This is a genomic window from Mariniblastus fucicola, from assembly GCF_008087665.1.
Classification (GTDB): Bacteria; Planctomycetota; Planctomycetia; order Pirellulales; family Pirellulaceae; genus Mariniblastus; species Mariniblastus fucicola.
Window position 1 is genome coordinate 3,831,361 of record NZ_CP042912.1, and the last position, 17,282, is coordinate 3,848,642.

The 17,282-nt window shown below is 52.6% G+C and carries 14 protein-coding genes; 7 read left to right on the top strand and 7 right to left on the bottom strand.

Translation table 11 applies throughout. The features are described 5' to 3' along the window. Positions 1 to 51: 51 nt before the first annotated feature. A complete protein-coding gene (locus MFFC18_RS14035; RefSeq protein ID WP_148618877.1) occupies positions 52 to 1,599 on the top strand; it encodes a hypothetical protein in 1,548 nt (515 codons plus the stop codon). A gap of 23 nt (positions 1,600 to 1,622) precedes the next feature. Here MFFC18_RS14035 and MFFC18_RS14040 read toward each other — a convergent pair whose 3' ends face one another. The 3 genes from MFFC18_RS14040 to MFFC18_RS14050 form a co-directional block, all read right to left on the bottom strand. Beyond that, positions 1,623 to 2,066, bottom strand: a complete 444-nt coding sequence (locus MFFC18_RS14040) for a hypothetical protein (RefSeq protein ID WP_075085970.1) — start codon at positions 2,064 to 2,066, stop codon at positions 1,623 to 1,625. Further along, positions 2,063 to 2,503: a hypothetical protein gene (locus MFFC18_RS14045; protein ID WP_075085969.1), complete on the bottom strand. Its 441-nt coding sequence runs from the start codon at positions 2,501 to 2,503 to the stop codon at positions 2,063 to 2,065. Before MFFC18_RS14045 ends, MFFC18_RS14040 begins: the two co-directional genes overlap by 4 nt. A 113-nt stretch (positions 2,504 to 2,616) precedes the next feature. Then, positions 2,617 to 3,528, bottom strand: a complete 912-nt coding sequence (locus tag MFFC18_RS14050) for a hydroxypyruvate isomerase family protein (RefSeq protein WP_075085968.1) — start codon at positions 3,526 to 3,528, stop codon at positions 2,617 to 2,619. 374 nt (positions 3,529 to 3,902) lie between these two features. Here MFFC18_RS14050 and MFFC18_RS14055 point away from each other — a divergent pair, with 374 nt between their 5' ends. Genes MFFC18_RS14055 through MFFC18_RS14070 form a run of 4 tightly spaced genes read left to right on the top strand, consistent with a single transcriptional unit; the run spans position 3,903 to position 9,093 of the window. Then, positions 3,903 to 4,199: a hypothetical protein gene (locus MFFC18_RS14055; protein ID WP_075085967.1), complete on the top strand. Its 297-nt coding sequence runs from the start codon at positions 3,903 to 3,905 to the stop codon at positions 4,197 to 4,199. A gap of 57 nt (positions 4,200 to 4,256) precedes the next feature. Then, complete coding sequence (locus MFFC18_RS14060) at positions 4,257 to 5,975, top strand: radical SAM protein (protein WP_075085966.1); 1,719 nt, start codon at positions 4,257 to 4,259, stop codon at positions 5,973 to 5,975. After that, positions 5,975 to 7,459 (top strand): tetratricopeptide repeat-containing sulfotransferase family protein, encoded by a 1,485-nt coding sequence (locus MFFC18_RS14065; protein WP_075085965.1) that lies wholly within the window; start codon positions 5,975 to 5,977, stop codon positions 7,457 to 7,459. The genes MFFC18_RS14060 and MFFC18_RS14065 overlap by 1 nt, the downstream gene beginning before the upstream one ends. After that, the gene (locus tag MFFC18_RS14070) at positions 7,459 to 9,093 is read left to right on the top strand and encodes a radical SAM protein (RefSeq protein WP_075085964.1); all 1,635 of its coding nucleotides are present in this window, start codon (positions 7,459 to 7,461) and stop codon (positions 9,091 to 9,093) included. The genes MFFC18_RS14065 and MFFC18_RS14070 overlap by 1 nt, the downstream gene beginning before the upstream one ends. Positions 9,094 to 9,150: 57 nt before the next feature. Here the strand turns inward: MFFC18_RS14070 and hemB are convergent, their stop codons facing one another. The 3 genes from hemB to rpmF form a co-directional block, all read right to left on the bottom strand. Further along, positions 9,151 to 10,161, bottom strand: coding sequence for a porphobilinogen synthase (hemB, locus tag MFFC18_RS14075; RefSeq protein ID WP_075085963.1), 1,011 nt, complete (start codon positions 10,159 to 10,161; stop codon positions 9,151 to 9,153). A 138-nt stretch (positions 10,162 to 10,299) separates the two neighbouring features. Continuing rightward, positions 10,300 to 11,748: a DUF3754 domain-containing protein gene (locus tag MFFC18_RS14080; protein WP_168211096.1), complete on the bottom strand. Its 1,449-nt coding sequence runs from the start codon at positions 11,746 to 11,748 to the stop codon at positions 10,300 to 10,302. A 119-nt stretch (positions 11,749 to 11,867) separates the two neighbouring features. Then, positions 11,868 to 12,062, bottom strand: a complete 195-nt coding sequence (gene rpmF / locus MFFC18_RS14085) for a 50S ribosomal protein L32 (protein WP_075085961.1) — start codon at positions 12,060 to 12,062, stop codon at positions 11,868 to 11,870. Positions 12,063 to 12,456: 394 nt separating this feature from the next. Between rpmF and MFFC18_RS14090 the strand changes: the two genes are divergently transcribed. Then, positions 12,457 to 15,162 carry a DNA topoisomerase III gene (locus tag MFFC18_RS14090; RefSeq protein WP_075085960.1) on the top strand — a complete coding sequence of 902 codons (2,706 nt, stop codon included), beginning with the start codon at positions 12,457 to 12,459 and terminating at the stop codon, positions 15,160 to 15,162. Between the two features lie 221 nt (positions 15,163 to 15,383). On the opposite strand, the gene MFFC18_RS14095 is transcribed toward MFFC18_RS14090, so the two are convergent. Continuing rightward, the gene (locus MFFC18_RS14095) at positions 15,384 to 15,758 is read right to left on the bottom strand and encodes a YkgJ family cysteine cluster protein (protein ID WP_075085959.1); all 375 of its coding nucleotides are present in this window, start codon (positions 15,756 to 15,758) and stop codon (positions 15,384 to 15,386) included. 188 nt (positions 15,759 to 15,946) lie between these two features. Here MFFC18_RS14095 and MFFC18_RS14100 point away from each other — a divergent pair, with 188 nt between their 5' ends. After that, positions 15,947 to 17,071, top strand: a complete 1,125-nt coding sequence (locus MFFC18_RS14100; protein WP_075085958.1) for a Gfo/Idh/MocA family protein — start codon at positions 15,947 to 15,949, stop codon at positions 17,069 to 17,071. The last annotated feature ends 211 nt before the right edge of the window (positions 17,072 to 17,282 follow it).

Sequence of the window (17,282 nt, forward strand, 5' to 3'; positions counted from 1 at the left end):
CGCCGGACAATTCGAAACGAGGTTTCCCACACGAACTTCAACGGACATTTTGTGTACACGACCTCCTTGCGCTCATTGTTACTGGCCACGGTTGCACTCGGGGTTCTTAGCGGATGTTCCCTGTTCGAGGCTAACGTCAAGGAATCAGAAAAAACGCCGTTGCAACAGCTTGTGTCCGGAAAGTCTTCGGAAACGAAAATCGCGACCAGAACCGAGACTGCGATTTCACCAGAGAAAAAAACTCGCTTTGACGGCGGACTGCTGCTGGGCAACACAGACACCGTGGCCTATCAACCTCATGAGCTGGCATCAACACTCGACGGAATGATCGCGGCAGACAAATGGAACTCGGCTCGCAACCTGATCGGCCTGTACCCTGACGTCGTCAGCAAGATTTTACTGGGACAGGATGGAGCATCGATCTCGCGACAACGCCTGCGGGATGTCGCCAAACTGTTCGACGAAAAATGGACCCGCGACGGTTCAGGCGAATGGCAAGCCCTGGTGCGACTGTCTGGACGCACAGAATCGATCAACGATTTTTTGACGTCACGGTCTTTGTTTCTCGAACTGATAGGCAATAACGAACCCAAAGATGCGTTGGCGATGAATCTGTCCAAGAACCTCGACAAAACTGCCAGTTCCGTCGACCTCGTTGCGGCAGAAGCTTTGCGACTTGAGGGCATCGCATATTTGATGATGGAGAAGTACAGCGACTCGATTAAGCGTTTTGATCAAGCATTTTCCCTTCTCAAGCCCAACCATCCCTATCAAGCCAGCAAGATTGGATTGCTGTTGGGTGAGACACAGCGGCATGCCAAGAATCATGACCAGTGGAAATCGACTTGGCAAGCATCCACCGACATTCAGAGCCGCTGGTTGCATGAACGCAACCTGGTTGATCCCGCGTTCTGGGAGAAAGCTGCCTTTTTGCGTCCTGTTTCCAGTGAGTGGTCGGAACGAACGATCAGTCGATTGGAGAACTCGCTTCGCAACGAGAGTCTTGATTTCGGGTCAGACCAGTCAGGAAACAATGAGGCCGTTATTTGGGCGACCATCGGAATTCAACGCCTGAAACGACACGAAGCACAAAACGCGATTCTGGCTTTCAAGAAATCGGAAGCTCTTATCTCCGACAAGGTTCTGAAATCTGAACTGCAGATGCAGCAGGCGTTGGCGATGATTGACGCTGGCCAACCCGGTCCTGCGTCGGCGATTCTGCTGCGACTGAGCTCCACTAATTCGGCGTCGCACATTGGCGATCGTGCCAAAGCAATTCTGGCGACGTTAAAGCTCCAGAACGGAAGCCTCGCTCAAGGCATGAATTTACTGCAATCCGCAATGCCGACGTGCCAACAATGGCCGGAGTCGGAACGGCTCAGGGCTCAAGCGGATTATGGACTTTCCTATCTGATGCTGGGCAAGGAATCGGAAGGGATTTCCTTGCTGGATCATGTCTACGAACAATTTATGAAACGTGATGAGTACGATCAGGCCAGCCAGTGCCTGTGGAACATCGCGACATACTACGAAAAAACACAGCAGCCTCGAAAACTGCGGGTTGCGAAGGCAAAGCTGAAACAGATGGAATCGCTGTAACGCGGACGGCATTGCCCTATCGACTACCAAAAATTGCCCCAAGTGCACGGCGGCTCTTCGGGAAGCTTGTTCGGAGAATCGGACATTCGCGATTCAAGAATGCGAATCTCCTGATTAATTGACTCCATCAATTTCCGATACGACGGATCACTTTGCAGCTCAGGCTCCGCTCGCATCTTTTTTTCGAACAGTTGTTTTACTGATCCCAGTCGACGCGCTGCGAGACCAACCAGACGATCCATCTCGTGGAGAATTTCTTCGTCTTCGCGCCCCGCAGGCGACCACAGGTTCTTTCTGGCCAGCATAATTACCGTGGCAGCCGCAGCCCGAATCTCATGCGGGCGTGAATCGACCTCCAGCCGCAACGTGCCCTCGACCAGCCGACACAATTGTCGCATCGAATCGGAACTGTGGACCCAACGAGCCGCTTCGGGATTGTTCCACGGCTTTACGTTTTTTGCTTTCATGACCAGAACTTCCCCCATGCAGGAGGTGGCATCGGAGTCTTGCGGTTCGACATGCCGATTCGGCGCCGCAATATCTCAACCTCATCGACAAGGTGGTCATGCTGTTTCGCCTGCTCCTTGTGCTGGGCCAAAGACATCGGTCCGTCCTTGGGTGTTGCGGCGCGATTTGCGACCACGTTTCCCTTGCGGACGATGGTTCGCAAAATCGAATCTCTCTGCGCCGGCCAGACACCATCGCGTCCGAACAGGATTGCCAACGCGACCATCAAACGGGTCTCGCCTTCGTCCAAAGAATCGTCAGGCTTGTCGACCGCGTGTTCCATCATCAGCGGCAGATGGGTCTCCTCAAGCAGCTCCTCAAACCAACGCTTGGCCTTCGGGTGTTTCCACGGAGACCAGTCGATCAATCTGTTTTGCGATTCGTCCGGCAGAGGCATGGCATGTCCTTGACCCGATCTCAAAACTTCGCCGGTACGTAACGCCCCGGTTCAAAATGGCAAACACTGGGGCGAAACGCCCCAGCCACAATGATTGTGTGTTCGATTGGCAGCTAGACGCTACAAATTTCGACACCCTGCTTCAGTGAGCCAAGCTTGTCAGCGCGTTTCGGAATGAATTCCTGAGCAACGTAACCCTTGAAGCCTGTTGCCTGAATCGCTTTCATGATCGCGGGATAATAAAGCTCCTGCGTTTCATCAATTTCATTTCGCCCCGGAACGCCGCCTGTGTGGTAATGGCTGAAGTACGAGTTGTTTTTGTTGATCGTCGCGATCACGTCACCTTCCATGATCTGCATGTGATAGATGTCGTAGAGCAACTTGAATCGATCCGAGCCAATCATCTCGCAAAGCGCCACGCCCCAATCGGTGTGATCGCACATGTAGTCCGGGTGATTGACCTTGCTGTTGAGCAACTCCATCGTGACCGTGACGCCGTGCTTCTCCGCAACCGGCATCAGTTTTTTAAGTCCCTCTGCACAGTTTTTCATTCCCAATTCGTCGTCCATGCCATCCCGGTTCCCGGAAAAGCAGATCACATTGTCCAAACCGAGATTCTTCGTTGCGACGATCTGTTTTTCGTAAGCTTCGATCAGAGCCTTGTGGTGCTCAATGCGATTCCATGATTTGGTGATACCACCGACCTTGACGCCTTTGTCTGTCGTTGCGGCGACATTACTAACCAAAGCACAAGTCAGCCCGTGCTTTTGAACGACCTCAATGTCTTTCGGTTGCAGCAACTCAATCGACTGCAGTCCGAACTCTTTACCGGCCGTGCAAAGGTCTTCCAGCGATACGCTTCCGTAGCACCACTTGCAAACTGAGTGGTTGATTTTTACTCCACCGGCAGCTTTATCCTGAGCTTGCAATCGTTCGCCCAGAGTTACCGCCAATGCTGCAACGGCAGAGGCTCCTCCTGTGCGAATCATGAACTGACGACGGCTTGAATTGGTTTGCTTTGGCATCAATGGCTCGTTATGTTTGAAAAGTCATCCTGAAGATGCTTGCATTTTAGCCAAATTGGCCGCCGAATGCACGCATTCATTTTCTTCCCAGAGTTAACCAATATGTTCGGAATTGGAATCATGGAACTGCTGCTTCTTGCCGCATTTCCCACACTGCTGGTAATTATCGGCTTCATCGCGTACGTCTTTGTACGTGGTTCGAAAAAGTAATCCTCGCCCCTGACGACGCCGAGAAGTTGATCATCCCTCGATTGTCGCAGCACGAAAAGTTCGCCACGACCGGCCACTGCACGACGCTAGCACTCAAGCTTCGTCTTAGCATGATTCAGACAGCCTGGTAAACTTCGACAGTTCGAATATCTGGAGGAGTACTCATGCTGATGGCCATTCTTTATCGCGACGACATGGTTCTCGCTGCTGCCTACGCTTGCGACCAGCACGCGTATGGCAACGAGTATTGGAGTGACGTTCATTCGGTCGCGCTTCCTCCGGGAGCGTTTGAGTTCGATATCGATGGCGTCCATGAAACGGCCTACGTTTCAGTCGCGAATTTGCAACTGAAGGAACGGTTGCTGAAGGCTTCGATCGACGACTCCATTGATCTCGTAGAACTAACTCAGGATTTGGAAGACTCGCTCAAGCCAGCCTATCTGCCGAAACGCGCTGCGTAGTTGCCGCGACGACAATTCGATTTTGACAGCCATTCTCTCGAAAGGAATCGAGACCCTATGGACAATGTAGCTTCGCAGACTTCCCCGGTCGTTCCGCTAGTACAGATCGGCTCGCCGCAGCAAAAACCGCCGTCGCCTGCACCGGTTCAGTCGAAACCGCCCGGCGATCCTCCTGCCAATTTCGCTGACTCCATTCCTATCGACATTTCGATGGAGCAGAAGCACGCGATCGAGAAAAGGAACAAGGTCGTTCTGGAGAGCGAACTCTGGGAAAAGAAACTCTCGCTCACGCCGCGACCGTATCTGGCCCACGTGCAGTTCAGCAACTTTTGCAACATGTCGTGCATCATGTGCTGGAACGGAGCCAATCCGCGAACGAAAAAACTGACTCCGGAACTGGTCGAGAAACTGGCCACCGAACTCGGACCTGAACTCTCAGTTATCGAACCGTACAGCGGCAGCGAACCTCTCGCACTCACCTGGAAAGAAACGCTACGGATCGCCAAACAGTATGGAGTGCTGCTGTTGATGACGACGAACGCCCAGTTTCTAACCGAGGCGCGGTTCCACGAACTGAAAGAGTTCACCGAAACGCTGTACCTTTCGATCGACTCTCACATCCCATACGTCTACGAGAAAATTCGACTGCGGGCCAAGACGGACGATGTGTTCCGAAACATCGGACCCGCGATCAAACTGGCCAAAGAGCATGGTCTCGAATGCACCGTGAATATCGTGTTGATGACCTACAACGCGGCTTTCATCGCTGATTCAGCCGCCTGGTTCAACGATCTTGGCATCGAATCGGTGAATGTGATTCAGATGATGGACGTGAATCACCAAAGCCATTACTACGACGCGCTGGCACATTGCTCGCCGGAGTACGTGAACCACGTCAAGGAGCAAACGATTCAGGTTTGTCGTGATCGAAAGATGCGTTTGATGTGGAACGTTGGTTACACGCAGACGTTTGATTTCCGCGAAGACGGCGTGCCCACGAATCAGCGTAAAGTGATGAACGATCACTGGAGTTGGCGGATGCGATACATGCATCCTGGCTTCTGTCGACAGGCCTACAACAGGGTGCGGATCGAAGTCGACGGAAACGTGACCCCGTGCTGCTACGCGACAGAGGATCAACTGAAGCTTGGCAACCTGGGCGACGAAAACTTCTACTATGAAGTCTGGAACGGCGTCCAGGCTCAGGATTTGCGACGAGGCATGTACACCGGAGACGTGCCGAGCCTGTGCGTGAACTGCAACGTCCGCACGGTCCCCGATCCGAGGCCCAACATGCCATTTGTCGAACACGTTGAAACGGATCCGAAGTGGAAACGCTTCTTCCGCAAGGCGGTCGTTCGCGACGTTTCGATGAATGCGACCGGGCCAGATCACGCGATCCGACTGGAACAGGCCCCGTTGATGCAGTTGGAGACTCCGTATAAATCCCGCAAACTGATTGTGGCGTTGGCTGCTGGCGGAGAGACAGGCCACGTCGTGACGGTGAAAGTTCGAGCGAAAATCAGGGACGGTGTTGCCCGTTTTGTGTTCCCGAAAAAAGCATGGGCGCAGCTTCGCACCAATGTTGGTTATTGGTGGGCGGCGTGGCAGCAATCGGACGATGGAAATTCGATCATTCGCGTCGACAGGATGCCTTGCGTGATTCGCCACGAGTCAATTCCGCGACTCGAGGGCAGCAAGCTGGGCTATGACGATGAAGGGCATCACGCGTTGGTCAACCTGGGCGCGGACAAAGCTCAAAGGTTGGGTTCCTGATGTCTGCTACAACCTCCACGTCGCGAAACCGAATCGGAAACTGGCTGCTGAAGCTGAAGGGAAACGGTCGCGCGATCGACAAAGCCAAATGGTTGATCGACAAAGGCAATCGAGACGAAGCTCTGCAGTTTCTGGATCATTCCGCCGAAGTCTTTGCTGGTTGCAGCAAACTCAAATCGGAGGCCGCCAACTTTTTGTTTCGGCTTGGTGAATTCGAGGCTGCCGTGGAATGGCTGCGTCGAGGTGGAATCTCGAACATGGACGAAGCCACGGTTTTTCGCTGGAGCCGAAAGCTCGAACGAATCGGCGACTTGCAGTTGGCTATCGAACTTTTGCATTTGCACGTCGAAAACAACGACCATCCACCGGAACACGATCCTTCAGAGGCACACTTTCGACTGGCGAGACTGTATCGAATTCTGGGCGATGTCGACAGAAACATCGAACACGTTTCGCAGTGTTTGGAAACCGGAAACTATCCGAACGTGCTGTCGATGATATGTTCGCTGCGAAGCGATCGGGAAAAAAGTTTGCTGCTGGATCGCGTTGAAAATTTCAAACGCGTTGCCGAGCTTCCCGGGCACTACGCGATACGAATCAATTTTGCGATCTCGGACATCTACAAGCACAACGGCAACTATGAGCAATCGGCGATCCATCTTGGGAAAGCCCGTGACGAGTTTGAATGGAAGGGTCAGAAACTCACCGAAGGCAAACCGATCAAGCCTAGCTTCCTCATCATCGGAACGATGAAAAGCGGGACCACGGGCTTCTATCACACGCTTTGCCAACACCCTCACGTGTACGAATCGGTACGAAAAGAGGCTCGCTTTTTCGGCAACTTGGAGGCTTCCAAAGACTGGTACTTCGCGCATTTCCCGCGGCTTCCCGAGGGGCAATCGGGGATCACGGGCGAAGCCACGCCGAACTATTACACGTTAGATATCCACGAGCAAATTCAACATACGTTGCCCGACGCAAAACTGATTTGCCTGATGCGTGATCCGGCAACACGCGCGATCTCACAGTACTACCACGGTCTGCGTCACGGCGCGATCAAGCGGCCGATTGAGAAGTTCTTTAGCGAGAATGTTTTTGAAGAGCTCTCCGGAAAATCAGATGCCGAGTTGGAAACGATCGCCTATCAGGTCGGAGCAGGCAACCTGTCGTTCAATACGTCTCTGGTGTTCGGGCTCTACGTGCACTACTTGAGAAAATGGTTTCGCAAGTTCGACCCGAATCGAATCCTGTTGTTGACGCTTGAAGAGTTCAGCTCAAACCAGAATGCAACGATCACCAAAGCCTGCGATTTCCTTGGGCTTGATCGCCCCGAACCGCTGGAGCTAACGAAACCGCACAAAGGCATCTACGATGCGGACGACGAAGCCGTGCAAAGGCTGTTGCCGCGATTGCAAGAGTTTTACGAACGGCCCAATCGGCTGCTGTTCGAGGAATTTGGAATTCAGTTCGACACAAATCACTAATGGAAACTGACTTTGTCAGAGCGATTATGCACGACTCAAAAACAACCAGCCGTATCGAACTGCCGCTATTCACGACTGAACAGAAACGTGACGTCGAGAAACTAAATCGGGAAATCCTCGAAATTGAACTTAACGAAAATCGCTACGAGTTTGCGTCGCGGCCTCACGAGGCGCACATCCAGTTCAGCAACTTTTGCAACATGTCATGTGTCATGTGCTGGAATGGAAACAATCCAAAAACACAAAAGCTGACCGAAGAGCTGGTCGCCAAAGTTGCTGACCAACTGGGGCCTCACCTGTCGCTGATCCAGCCCTACGACGGTAGTGAACCGTTGATCCTTACCTGGGAAGAAACAAGAGATCTGGCCCGGAAGTACGGCGTTCAGCTGAAAATCACGACCAATGTTCAATTCCTTGACGAAGAAAAATTCAACGAACTGAAGGACATCACGCAGACACTGTGTCTTTCGATTGACACGCACGTTCCGGAAATCTTTGAAAAGATTCGATTGCGTTCGAACTCGGGAAAGGTATTCAAGAACTTCGCGGAAACCGCCCAGCGATGTCGCGAAGCGAATCTGGAGTGCACGGTCAATGTGGTTTTGATGATGGAGAACCTGCCATTCATGCCCGACACGCTGAGGTATTTTGCAGAGATGGGTTACGACGATGTCAATCTGATGCAAATGATCGACATTAACAGCGACAGTAACTTTCACGATCCGCTGGCTCATTTTTCAGACGAGTTTCTGGAGTGGGTCAAGCAGGACTGCATTGCGGCGTGCAAGGAATCCAAAATCCGAATGCTGTGGAATGTTGGCCAGATGGAGATCTTTGACTATCGCGAGAATCCGACGCCACTCGATCCACGTAGAAAAGAAGAGAACCATTTCGACTGGCGCATGCGACTGCACTTTCCGGGCTTCTGCCGCAACGTGATGAACAAGATCCGCATTGAGGCCGACGGAAACGTTGCACCTTGCTGTTACGCGACGCAAGGACAGCTTTCGCTCGGCAACCTGAATCAGCAAAATTTTGAGGAGATCTGGAACGGCACCGAAGCCAAAGATTTGCGTCGGGCAATGTACTGCAGAGACCTGCCGTCGCTGTGTACCGAATGTCGCATCAACGAGCCTATGGCTCCCCGAGACAACCTGCCGTTTGTGGCCAAGGTGATGCAGGAACAGCCGGAGTTTTTCGCCGGAAGTTGCGAATCAGATCTGAAAATCATCTCACCAGAGCACGTTGCTCGCATGGCAGAGGCCCCAATCTTTCGTTTCGAAAGCCCGTCGCGAACCCCGGAAATTCTGGTAGCGGTCGCGCGTGGCGGCGAAGCGGATTGCGTGGATACGTTTCGAACGAGAGCGAGCTTTGACGAAAACGGGATTGGCTCGTTCGCGATTCCGGCTGAGCTGTTTGCACGGCTGAAAACGAATCACGGTCAATGGATTGCTGTTTGGCAAGCCGGTGAGAACGGAACGGCATTGCATCGCTGTGAGAAGTTACAGTGCTTTATCTCGCACCAATCAATGCAGCGTCTCGACGGCAGTACGTTGGGCTACACCGACGAGGGATACCAACCGCTTTATGAATTGGGGGCCGCGAAACCCGTCGGGTTTGCAAAAGCTTCGTAGCGATTCAGTGAAACCTGAACCAATCGATTGATTGTGACCTTTGACGGCAAAGCGAATTCATTGAGCCAGCGACTTCGCCGCATCGATTGCAAAGTAAGTCAAAATGCCGTCGCACCCGGCACGCTTGAATCCGACAAGGCTCTCCATCATGACGGCTTCGCGATCCAGCCAGCCATTGATCGCCGCGGCGTTGAGCATCGCGTACTCTCCGCTGACCTGATACGCGAAGGTCGGAACAGCAAACTGTTCTTTGACCCGCCGCACAATATCCAGATACGGCATGCCGGGTTTGACCATCACCATATCGGCACCTTCATCAAGGTCCAACGCGACTTCACGCATGGCAACGTCCGTGTTGGCTGGATTCATCTGGTAGGTCTTTTTTCCGCCTCCATCAACATTGCCGGTGGAAAGATTGGACTTCGATCCGATCGCGTCGCGGAAGGGGCCATAGAACGCTGACGCATACTTGGCCGCATAGGACATAACCATTACGTCCTCACACCCTTCCTGGTCCAGGGCCATACGGATCTCACCGATGCGACCATCCATCATGTCCGATGGAGCGATGATGTCGCAACCGGCTTTCGCCTGGACAACCGCCTGGTCACAAAGTGCTGCAACGGATTCGTCGTTGACGACTTTGCCGTCTCGCACCAGTCCGTCTTGGCCGTGCGAGGTATAGGGATCGAGCGCGACGTCGCAAATGATTCCGACCGACGGAACAGCGGCCTTGATCGCGGCAACGGTTCGGCAAACGAGATTGTCCGGATTCCATGCCTCCGCAGCATCGTCCGTCTTCAACGACGGATCAGTTTCTGGAAAGATCGCAATTGCTGGAATGCCCAGATCGGCAGCCTGTTTGACTTGCTCAACAAGTCGATCCACCGAGTGGCGCTGGACGCCGGGCATCGAAGCAACGTCTACCGATTGGCCAGTGCCTTCGGTGACGAAAACTGGCCAGATCAGATCGTCGACGGACAGCGAGTTCTCTGCAACAAGCCGGCGAGACCAATCGGACTGTCGGACGCGTCGCATACGTGTGGTGGGATAGCGTTGGTTGGTCATTTTATGATTCAGAGTTCGGCCGCCTGTTTTGCAAAGCGGCATTGTAACTTGGGTTCGCTCAAGGTGGCATAGGCTGACAGCGTGGGTTTGCATGGTTGCGAGCCAAGGCATTTCCCCCACAGCAACATGGCTTGATGCTCAACTCGTGAACAGTCCGTCCCCCTTGGAGCTGTCGAACTCGACACGCATCCCACGAACCTGAAACAATCGCGACCAACTATCGTCGAGGCACTTCTCCGCCTGGTCGATTGGAATCGCGGTCCAACGACCTGACGAATCAACATTAGCCAGCCCGAGCCTCGCAAGTTTTCCGAGTGAATCGAAGATTTCAAAGTCGATATCAACGCTCGTCAAGTCCGCAAGATAGGCTTCAACTTCGGCATCCATCTCGTCGCTGGTCATCCCTTTAAACGGCTGGCCTGTGGATTCACTTTGCCGCTGCGTCTGCCACAGAATTGCGTAGCCAAGAATCGCCTCTAAAAGTTCCTGCTCTTCGGCCTCATTAAGAATCCGATACAGCACTCCTGAATTGTTGCCGAGGTTTTTCAGGTAGAGACTTTTCGTCAGCCCGAATTGATATTTCTGCTTGGTCCTGAAATAGCTCAACACCGACTTGATCACGTATCCACCGATTGCTCCAAGCACAAGCAGCACGGCGAGGACGTTGTCGTACGAAGCAACTGCCAGAACGGCGAGAAACACAGCAGCTGTCCGGGATATCTTGTACAGCGCCATCGCTGTCGGCAACAAAATTTTGCCACGATCCAGCATCGAAAGCCGGACCTTGCTACCGGGCAGCAACATTTCAAGATCCGTTTCAGGAATGTTCTTGAAAGTCTTCAGGTAAACGTGGTCCGCGTCCATCGCATCGGCATCATTGCCTGCCAACAAACGTGAAATCCTTTCTGTCAGCACCTTTCGCCGATTCGGTTTGTCGGTCGCATCAAGAGGTTCACCCGGTTTTGGAGCCACCGATTCGGGTTTAAGGCGAAACGCCATAATCAGCCGCTCAAACTCAGGCAGCTCAATCGTTTCTGCACGAAAGAAGTTTCGCCATCGCCGACGCTGGACTTCTACGACGTGGTAACCTCGAGCGAAAATTTCCAGCCGTGCGTACAGATCAAAGTTAACTTCCAAACGCACGCCCCACTGAGAGGCAACTTCGACTGCTCGCTCCAGATCTTTCCGCTCCAGGCGTACGTAATGAGCGCTGAACAGCAAACCGGAAACACGATCGAACAGTTTTTCGGTCAGTTCATTGCGAATCTTCCCGTCTCGATTGGTAAGTTCAACGGCTTGCGAATCGGGATCGAGCGGACCGTAGATTTCTTCCAGCTGCAACAATTGCGTGAGATGTTCCGCATGAAAGATCCGCTGCAGTCGGGCGCACATCGCCGTAAACAGAACGCCATGTTGGCCGCGGATTTGATATCTCTCGATGAGATCGAGCACCAAATCATGATGCCGCAGCGGAATAAAAGTCGTTCGCGAGTCGAGCGATCGCGCAATCGGATTGTCTTCGATCGATGCGACAAGCTGCTCTTGATCCGTTCCCATTTCAGGATGATCGTCCAAAGAGTGTTTCATCGAAACGGGATTCGACCCATTTCTGATGATCTTGGCTGAATTCACCAGTCTTCCAACGAAAAAAGCGAGAGACCGGTGGGCCCTCGCTCATTCTAATCGCATTCTGTAGCAACGTGTTACTATGCAGTCGCTGCTTCGTCGTTCTTGTTATCAACGACGCGACCCATGTAAAATCCACAAGTCGGGCACATGACGTGCGTTGGCAATCGAGTACTGCACTTGGGACAGACCGTCAGATTCTTTGCCTTCACCTGGTGATGGGAGCGACGCTTGCCGGTACGTGAGTTTGAATGTTTGCGCTTTGGAACAGCCATTTTTCCAGCGTATTGTTGAGTTTAAATGGTTAGATGGGCCAAACTTTGGCCGTGAGCTTAACGCTCGTTCTTCCGTCGGAAGCGGCGGATAATAGCCAATATTCGACGTTTTTTCAATGGCTCGGCCCAAAAATCATTGCAGTTCATCAAGTTTTCGAGTTTTTCATGTCTTTCTCGACAGGAATGCAACGACCAGCAAGTTTTTGACCGAGAAAAGTCAACAATACCAACGAATTCGCACGTTCGGCATGCAGGAATTATTTTCCAGGGGTTGACAGCATCCCCACCTGGCAATTAATCGTGTCCTCCCTGAGAGATGACTTTTAGCCATACGCATTATTAATAGGGCACCTCAATTGCCCGTACAGGAAAGACACCGGGGCACGGAGAAACGATGTCGAAAATACTGATCATTGCCGAGAAACCAAGCGTTGCGACTGATTTGGCGCGGGTCCTTGGCAAAATGCCGGAGTTCGGCAAGTTCGAGAAAAAGAAAGATTACTTCGAGAACGACAAAGCCTACATCTCCTCCGCGATCGGCCACCTCGTTGAGCTGAAAATGCCGCTGACTCCAGAAGGCAAAAAATTGCCCTGGGGCATGAAGCACCTTCCGGTGTTGCCAAGCGAATTCGAACTGCAACCGATCGAACGTAGCGAATCGCGATACAAGCTACTGGTGCGGTTGATGAAAAAGAAGGACGTCGACACCGTCGTCAACGCTTGCGATGCCGGGCGTGAAGGTGAGCTAATTTTTCGGTACGTTCTGAAGCTTGCTGACCTGAAGAAAGATTTCACGGTCAAGCGAATGTGGATGCAGTCGATGACCGACGATTCCATCAAAGACGCTTGGGCGAATCTCCGCAGCGACGATGAAATGTCCAATCTTGCCGACGCCGCAATGTGCCGCTCGGAGAGCGATTGGCTGATCGGACTCAACGGCACCCGCGCCCTGACCGCGTTCAACTCGCGCAACGGCGGATTTAATGTAACGACTGCAGGTCGCGTGCAGACTCCGACGCTTTCGATCATCGCTGAGCGCGAACTTGAAATCCGCAGTTTCGTTCCGCGGACATACTGGGAAGTCCACAGTGATTTCGACGTCAAAGCTGGCCAATATCGCGGACGCTGGTTCCGTGAAGGATTCAAGAAGGATGAGAATGACGAGCACAAAAAAGCCGAACGACTGTGGGACCTTGCCGACGCAGAAGCGATCAAAGCGAGATGTCTTGGCAAAGAGGGTATCGTTGAGGAATCAAAAAAGCCTTCGAAATCAGCCCCGCCATTGCTGTACGATTTGACATCGTTGCAACGCGAAGGAAACTCGAAACACGGCTTTCCTGCTCGCAGAACTTTGCAATTGGCTCAGGCCTGCTACGACCGCTACAAAATCCTGACCTATCCGCGTACCGATTCGAAGTATCTGCCAGAGGATTACATCGAAACGGTCAAGGAAACGATTGCCAAACTTGGAAGCGGGAAAGCCAACGCGCCGATCGACAGCACGATTCAAAACTGTGCGAAATGGATCCTGTCCAACGATCGCGTAAGTCCGACGAAACGAATCTTTAACTCGGCAAAAGTCACGGATCACTTCGCGATCATCCCGACTGGCAAAATGCCACCGGCATCGCTCGATGAAGGTGCTGCCAAGATCTACAACCTGGTGATGCGACGCTTCCTCGCGATTTTCTATCCGCACGCCGAATACGAAATCACCAAACGAATCACCCGTGTTGGCGAAGACTCGTTTAAAACAGACGGTAAAGTTCTGATCGTCCCCGGCTACCTGGAAGTTTACGGTCGCAAGGCCGGGGTTGCTGCCGAAGCCGACGAACTGGTCATCGCCGAAGACGGCGAAACTGCTCAGACGGCCGAAGTTGAAGTCACCGAAAAGGAAACACGGCCTCCAGCGAGATACACCGATGCCACGTTGCTTTCGGCGATGGAGTCAGCAGGAAAACGCGTTGAAGACGACGAACTTCGTGACGCCATGAGCGAACGCGGACTCGGAACTCCCGCCACACGTGCGGCGATCATCGAAAACCTGATCCGTCAAAAGTATTTGTTCCGTAACGAGATCCGTAAAAGCGAACTGGTCGCCAGCAATAAATCGCTGGCGTTGTTCGAGCTGCTTAAACAGATGGACATCGAAGTTCTGGCGTCGCCCGAGATGACTGGCGAGTGGGAGCACAAGCTCAAGGAGATGGAGCAGGGCAGGCTTGATCGCGAAACGTTCATGAACGAAATTCGTCAGGTCACCAACACGATCGTTGACCAAACAAAGTCGTTCACCGAAGAAATCGTTAACCGCAAGTTCCCGGATCTGCATGCGAAGTGTCCGGAATGCGGAAAGATGGAACACCATCAAACGGACGGTCTTTTCAAGTGCAAGGATCCTGAATGCATTTTCAAGATCAAGAAGCACATTGCCAGTCACGAGCTTACCGAAGCAGAAGCCAAGACGTTACTCAATGAGGGCAAGGTTGGACCGATCGAAGACTTCAAGAACCGCTTTGGCCAGCCGTTTTCTGCCGAACTGGTTTTGGAGAAACCGAAGAAGGTCTGGAAGCTCAATTTCGTTTTCGAAGGCGACGAAGAACGCGAGAGCGAGATCGAAAAACTGACCGACGAGCAAATTATTTGCGAGTGTCCGATTCTCGACGGATCGACCGAATTGGTGAAAGTTTACGAGAATGATCGCGCGTTTTTGGCACCGGACATGGCCAAGAAAAAGAACGAACGCGGCGTCCGAATCAGCAAAACAATCCTCAAAAAAGAGATTCCGACAGAGCAAGGCATGAAACTGTTCCTGGAAGGAAAAACCGACCTGATGCCAGGCTTCCTGTCGAAGAAAGGCCGAAAATTTGCAGCTCATCTGACGCTTAATCGCGAAACCGGAAAACTTGGATTTGAGTTTGCCCCGCCGAAAAAGAAGAAAGCCAAAAAGGCTGCCGACGGCGAGAGTGAAGATGCTCCGGTAAAGAAGAAAGCAACGAAGAAAAAAGCCAAAGCGAAAACGAAGAAGGCTGCGAAAAAGAAAACGACCAAGAAAAAAACGACGACTCAAAAGCCGAAAAAGAAAGCCGCGGAGGAGGCATAACAGGCGTTGCACCTGAAATTGCGAACCACTCCAGTTCACAGGTGCGTTCGTTGAGACCGCGTAACCGAATCAGCTTACGGCAGTCGCGTAGACTTTCGAGACAGCAGAATTTGGCGGATGCCGAAACAGACTCTCCAACCACCATTGAGTACTCTGTGGCGGCATCCGCTTCACGCATCGAGTTCGCCTGTTTCGAACGAAGTCCGGGTGCCACGCAAGTTCTACTCTTTGATTTGGCCTGAATAGACCTCCCGCCATTGCAAACATTCGCCGCAGCCAGTTTCAAAGTCGCGGCAAACGTTCGGTCGATGCAAATGGTGCTTACACAGTCGCGTTTCCTGGTCCAGCCAGATACAGGGACCGTCAAACGACTCAAGCGTCCCGTCATACTTTGGTCGAACGTAGTTTTTCATGTGCTCGACCAGCGGAACCTTTAACTCTTTGGGCAACTCGTGCCACCAGGATTCGCCCGGATTGCCGGCAATCAGATCTTTGCGACGGCGGGAGCCCTTCGGTAACTTTGAGAGCACAGGATCGGCATCGATTTCTTCTTCGGTCATTGGATCTTGAGGCAACACAAAGGCTGGATAGCCCATGTGGAAACAGCAAACGCCGCAGCCTTCGCAGGATACAACCGGTAAACTGGAACTTGATTCTGAAGCTGGTGTAGACATGGAAGAATTGTAGCCGCAAAACGAATCCAGCGAGACGACTGTTAACCTCCGCTTCAAAACCCTGTTAGAATAACCTCGTTGACCAACGCACACGCCAGACAGGATCGCCAATGAATCCCATCGAAAAAAACCGCCGTTCGTTTCTTCAAAAAACCGCCGCGCTTTCGACGGCTGCCGTTGCTGGCGGGATGTTTGGATCACCCGAGCTCTTTGGCAGCCAACCCACACTGCCGGACGATGAAAAGTTGGGCGTGGCGATGGTTGGATTGGGCTCGCTGTCGACCAACCAGATTGCCCCGGCGCTGCAGAAAACGAAACGCTGTAAGTTGGCAGCCATCGTCTCCGGCACGGCAGCGAAACGTGAGAAGTGGTCGAAGCAGTACGACCTGGCTCCTGAACACATCTACACTTACGAAACGTTTGACAAAATCGCGGAAGACGAAACCGTCGACATCATCTACGTCGTTCTTCCCAACGGCATGCATTGCGAGTACACGGTTCGCGCGGCCAAAGCTGGCAAGCACGTGTTCTGCGAAAAGCCGATGGCGATCTCTTCGGTTGAATGCCGGCAGATGATCGACGCCTGCGAAAAAGCCGAACGGCTATTGGGAATCGGGTACCGCTGTCAGTTCGAGCCGCATCATCGTAGGTGCATTGAGCTGGCTGAATCCAAAACGTTTGGCGACATCAAAGGGATCACCGGAGGTTTTGGTTTCAAGATTGGCGATCCGACGCAGTGGCGACTGAACAAGAAACTTGCGGGCGGAGGGCCGTTGATGGACGTCGGCATCTACGCACTTCAGGCTTGCCGCTATCTGACAGGACTTGAACCGGAATTGATTACCGCCACGCAAACGAAAACCGATCCGGTCAAATTTGCCGAGGTCGAAGAAACGCTTTCGTGGACCATGAAAATGGGAGACGTAAACTGCAGTCTGATGACAACTTATGCCTTCAACGGCATCAACAACTTTCACGCGTACTGTGACAACGGAAACTTTGGGCTCGACCCGGCTTTCAACTATAGCGGGATCAAAGGCAAGTCTTCCAAAGGCCCGATCGAGTTCGAGCAAGTGGATCATTTCGCCGCCGAACTAGATCATTTTGCTGAGTGCATTTCCAATGGCACCGAACTGCGAGTTCCTGGAGAAACCGGGTTGCAGGATCTCTTGATTATGGAAGCAATTTTCAAAGCTGCCGATTCAGGTTTGGCAATCAAGCCCGAATCGATCTAGTTACTGGACATTAGGGTGACAGCGTCCTAAGGGCAACGCTGTGCATTTTGAGGCGATCGCAACGCCCCACAATGCGGCTAACGGAGACTAATCAGGCTGCGCAAAGTTTACGGGGATACGGGTTAGACAACTTTGGAGTTTCAGCCTACCTTCAGGTTGAACAGCCGCATTTGCTTTCCTGTTTCCGACCGTTGTTGCCCCACCTTTTGTC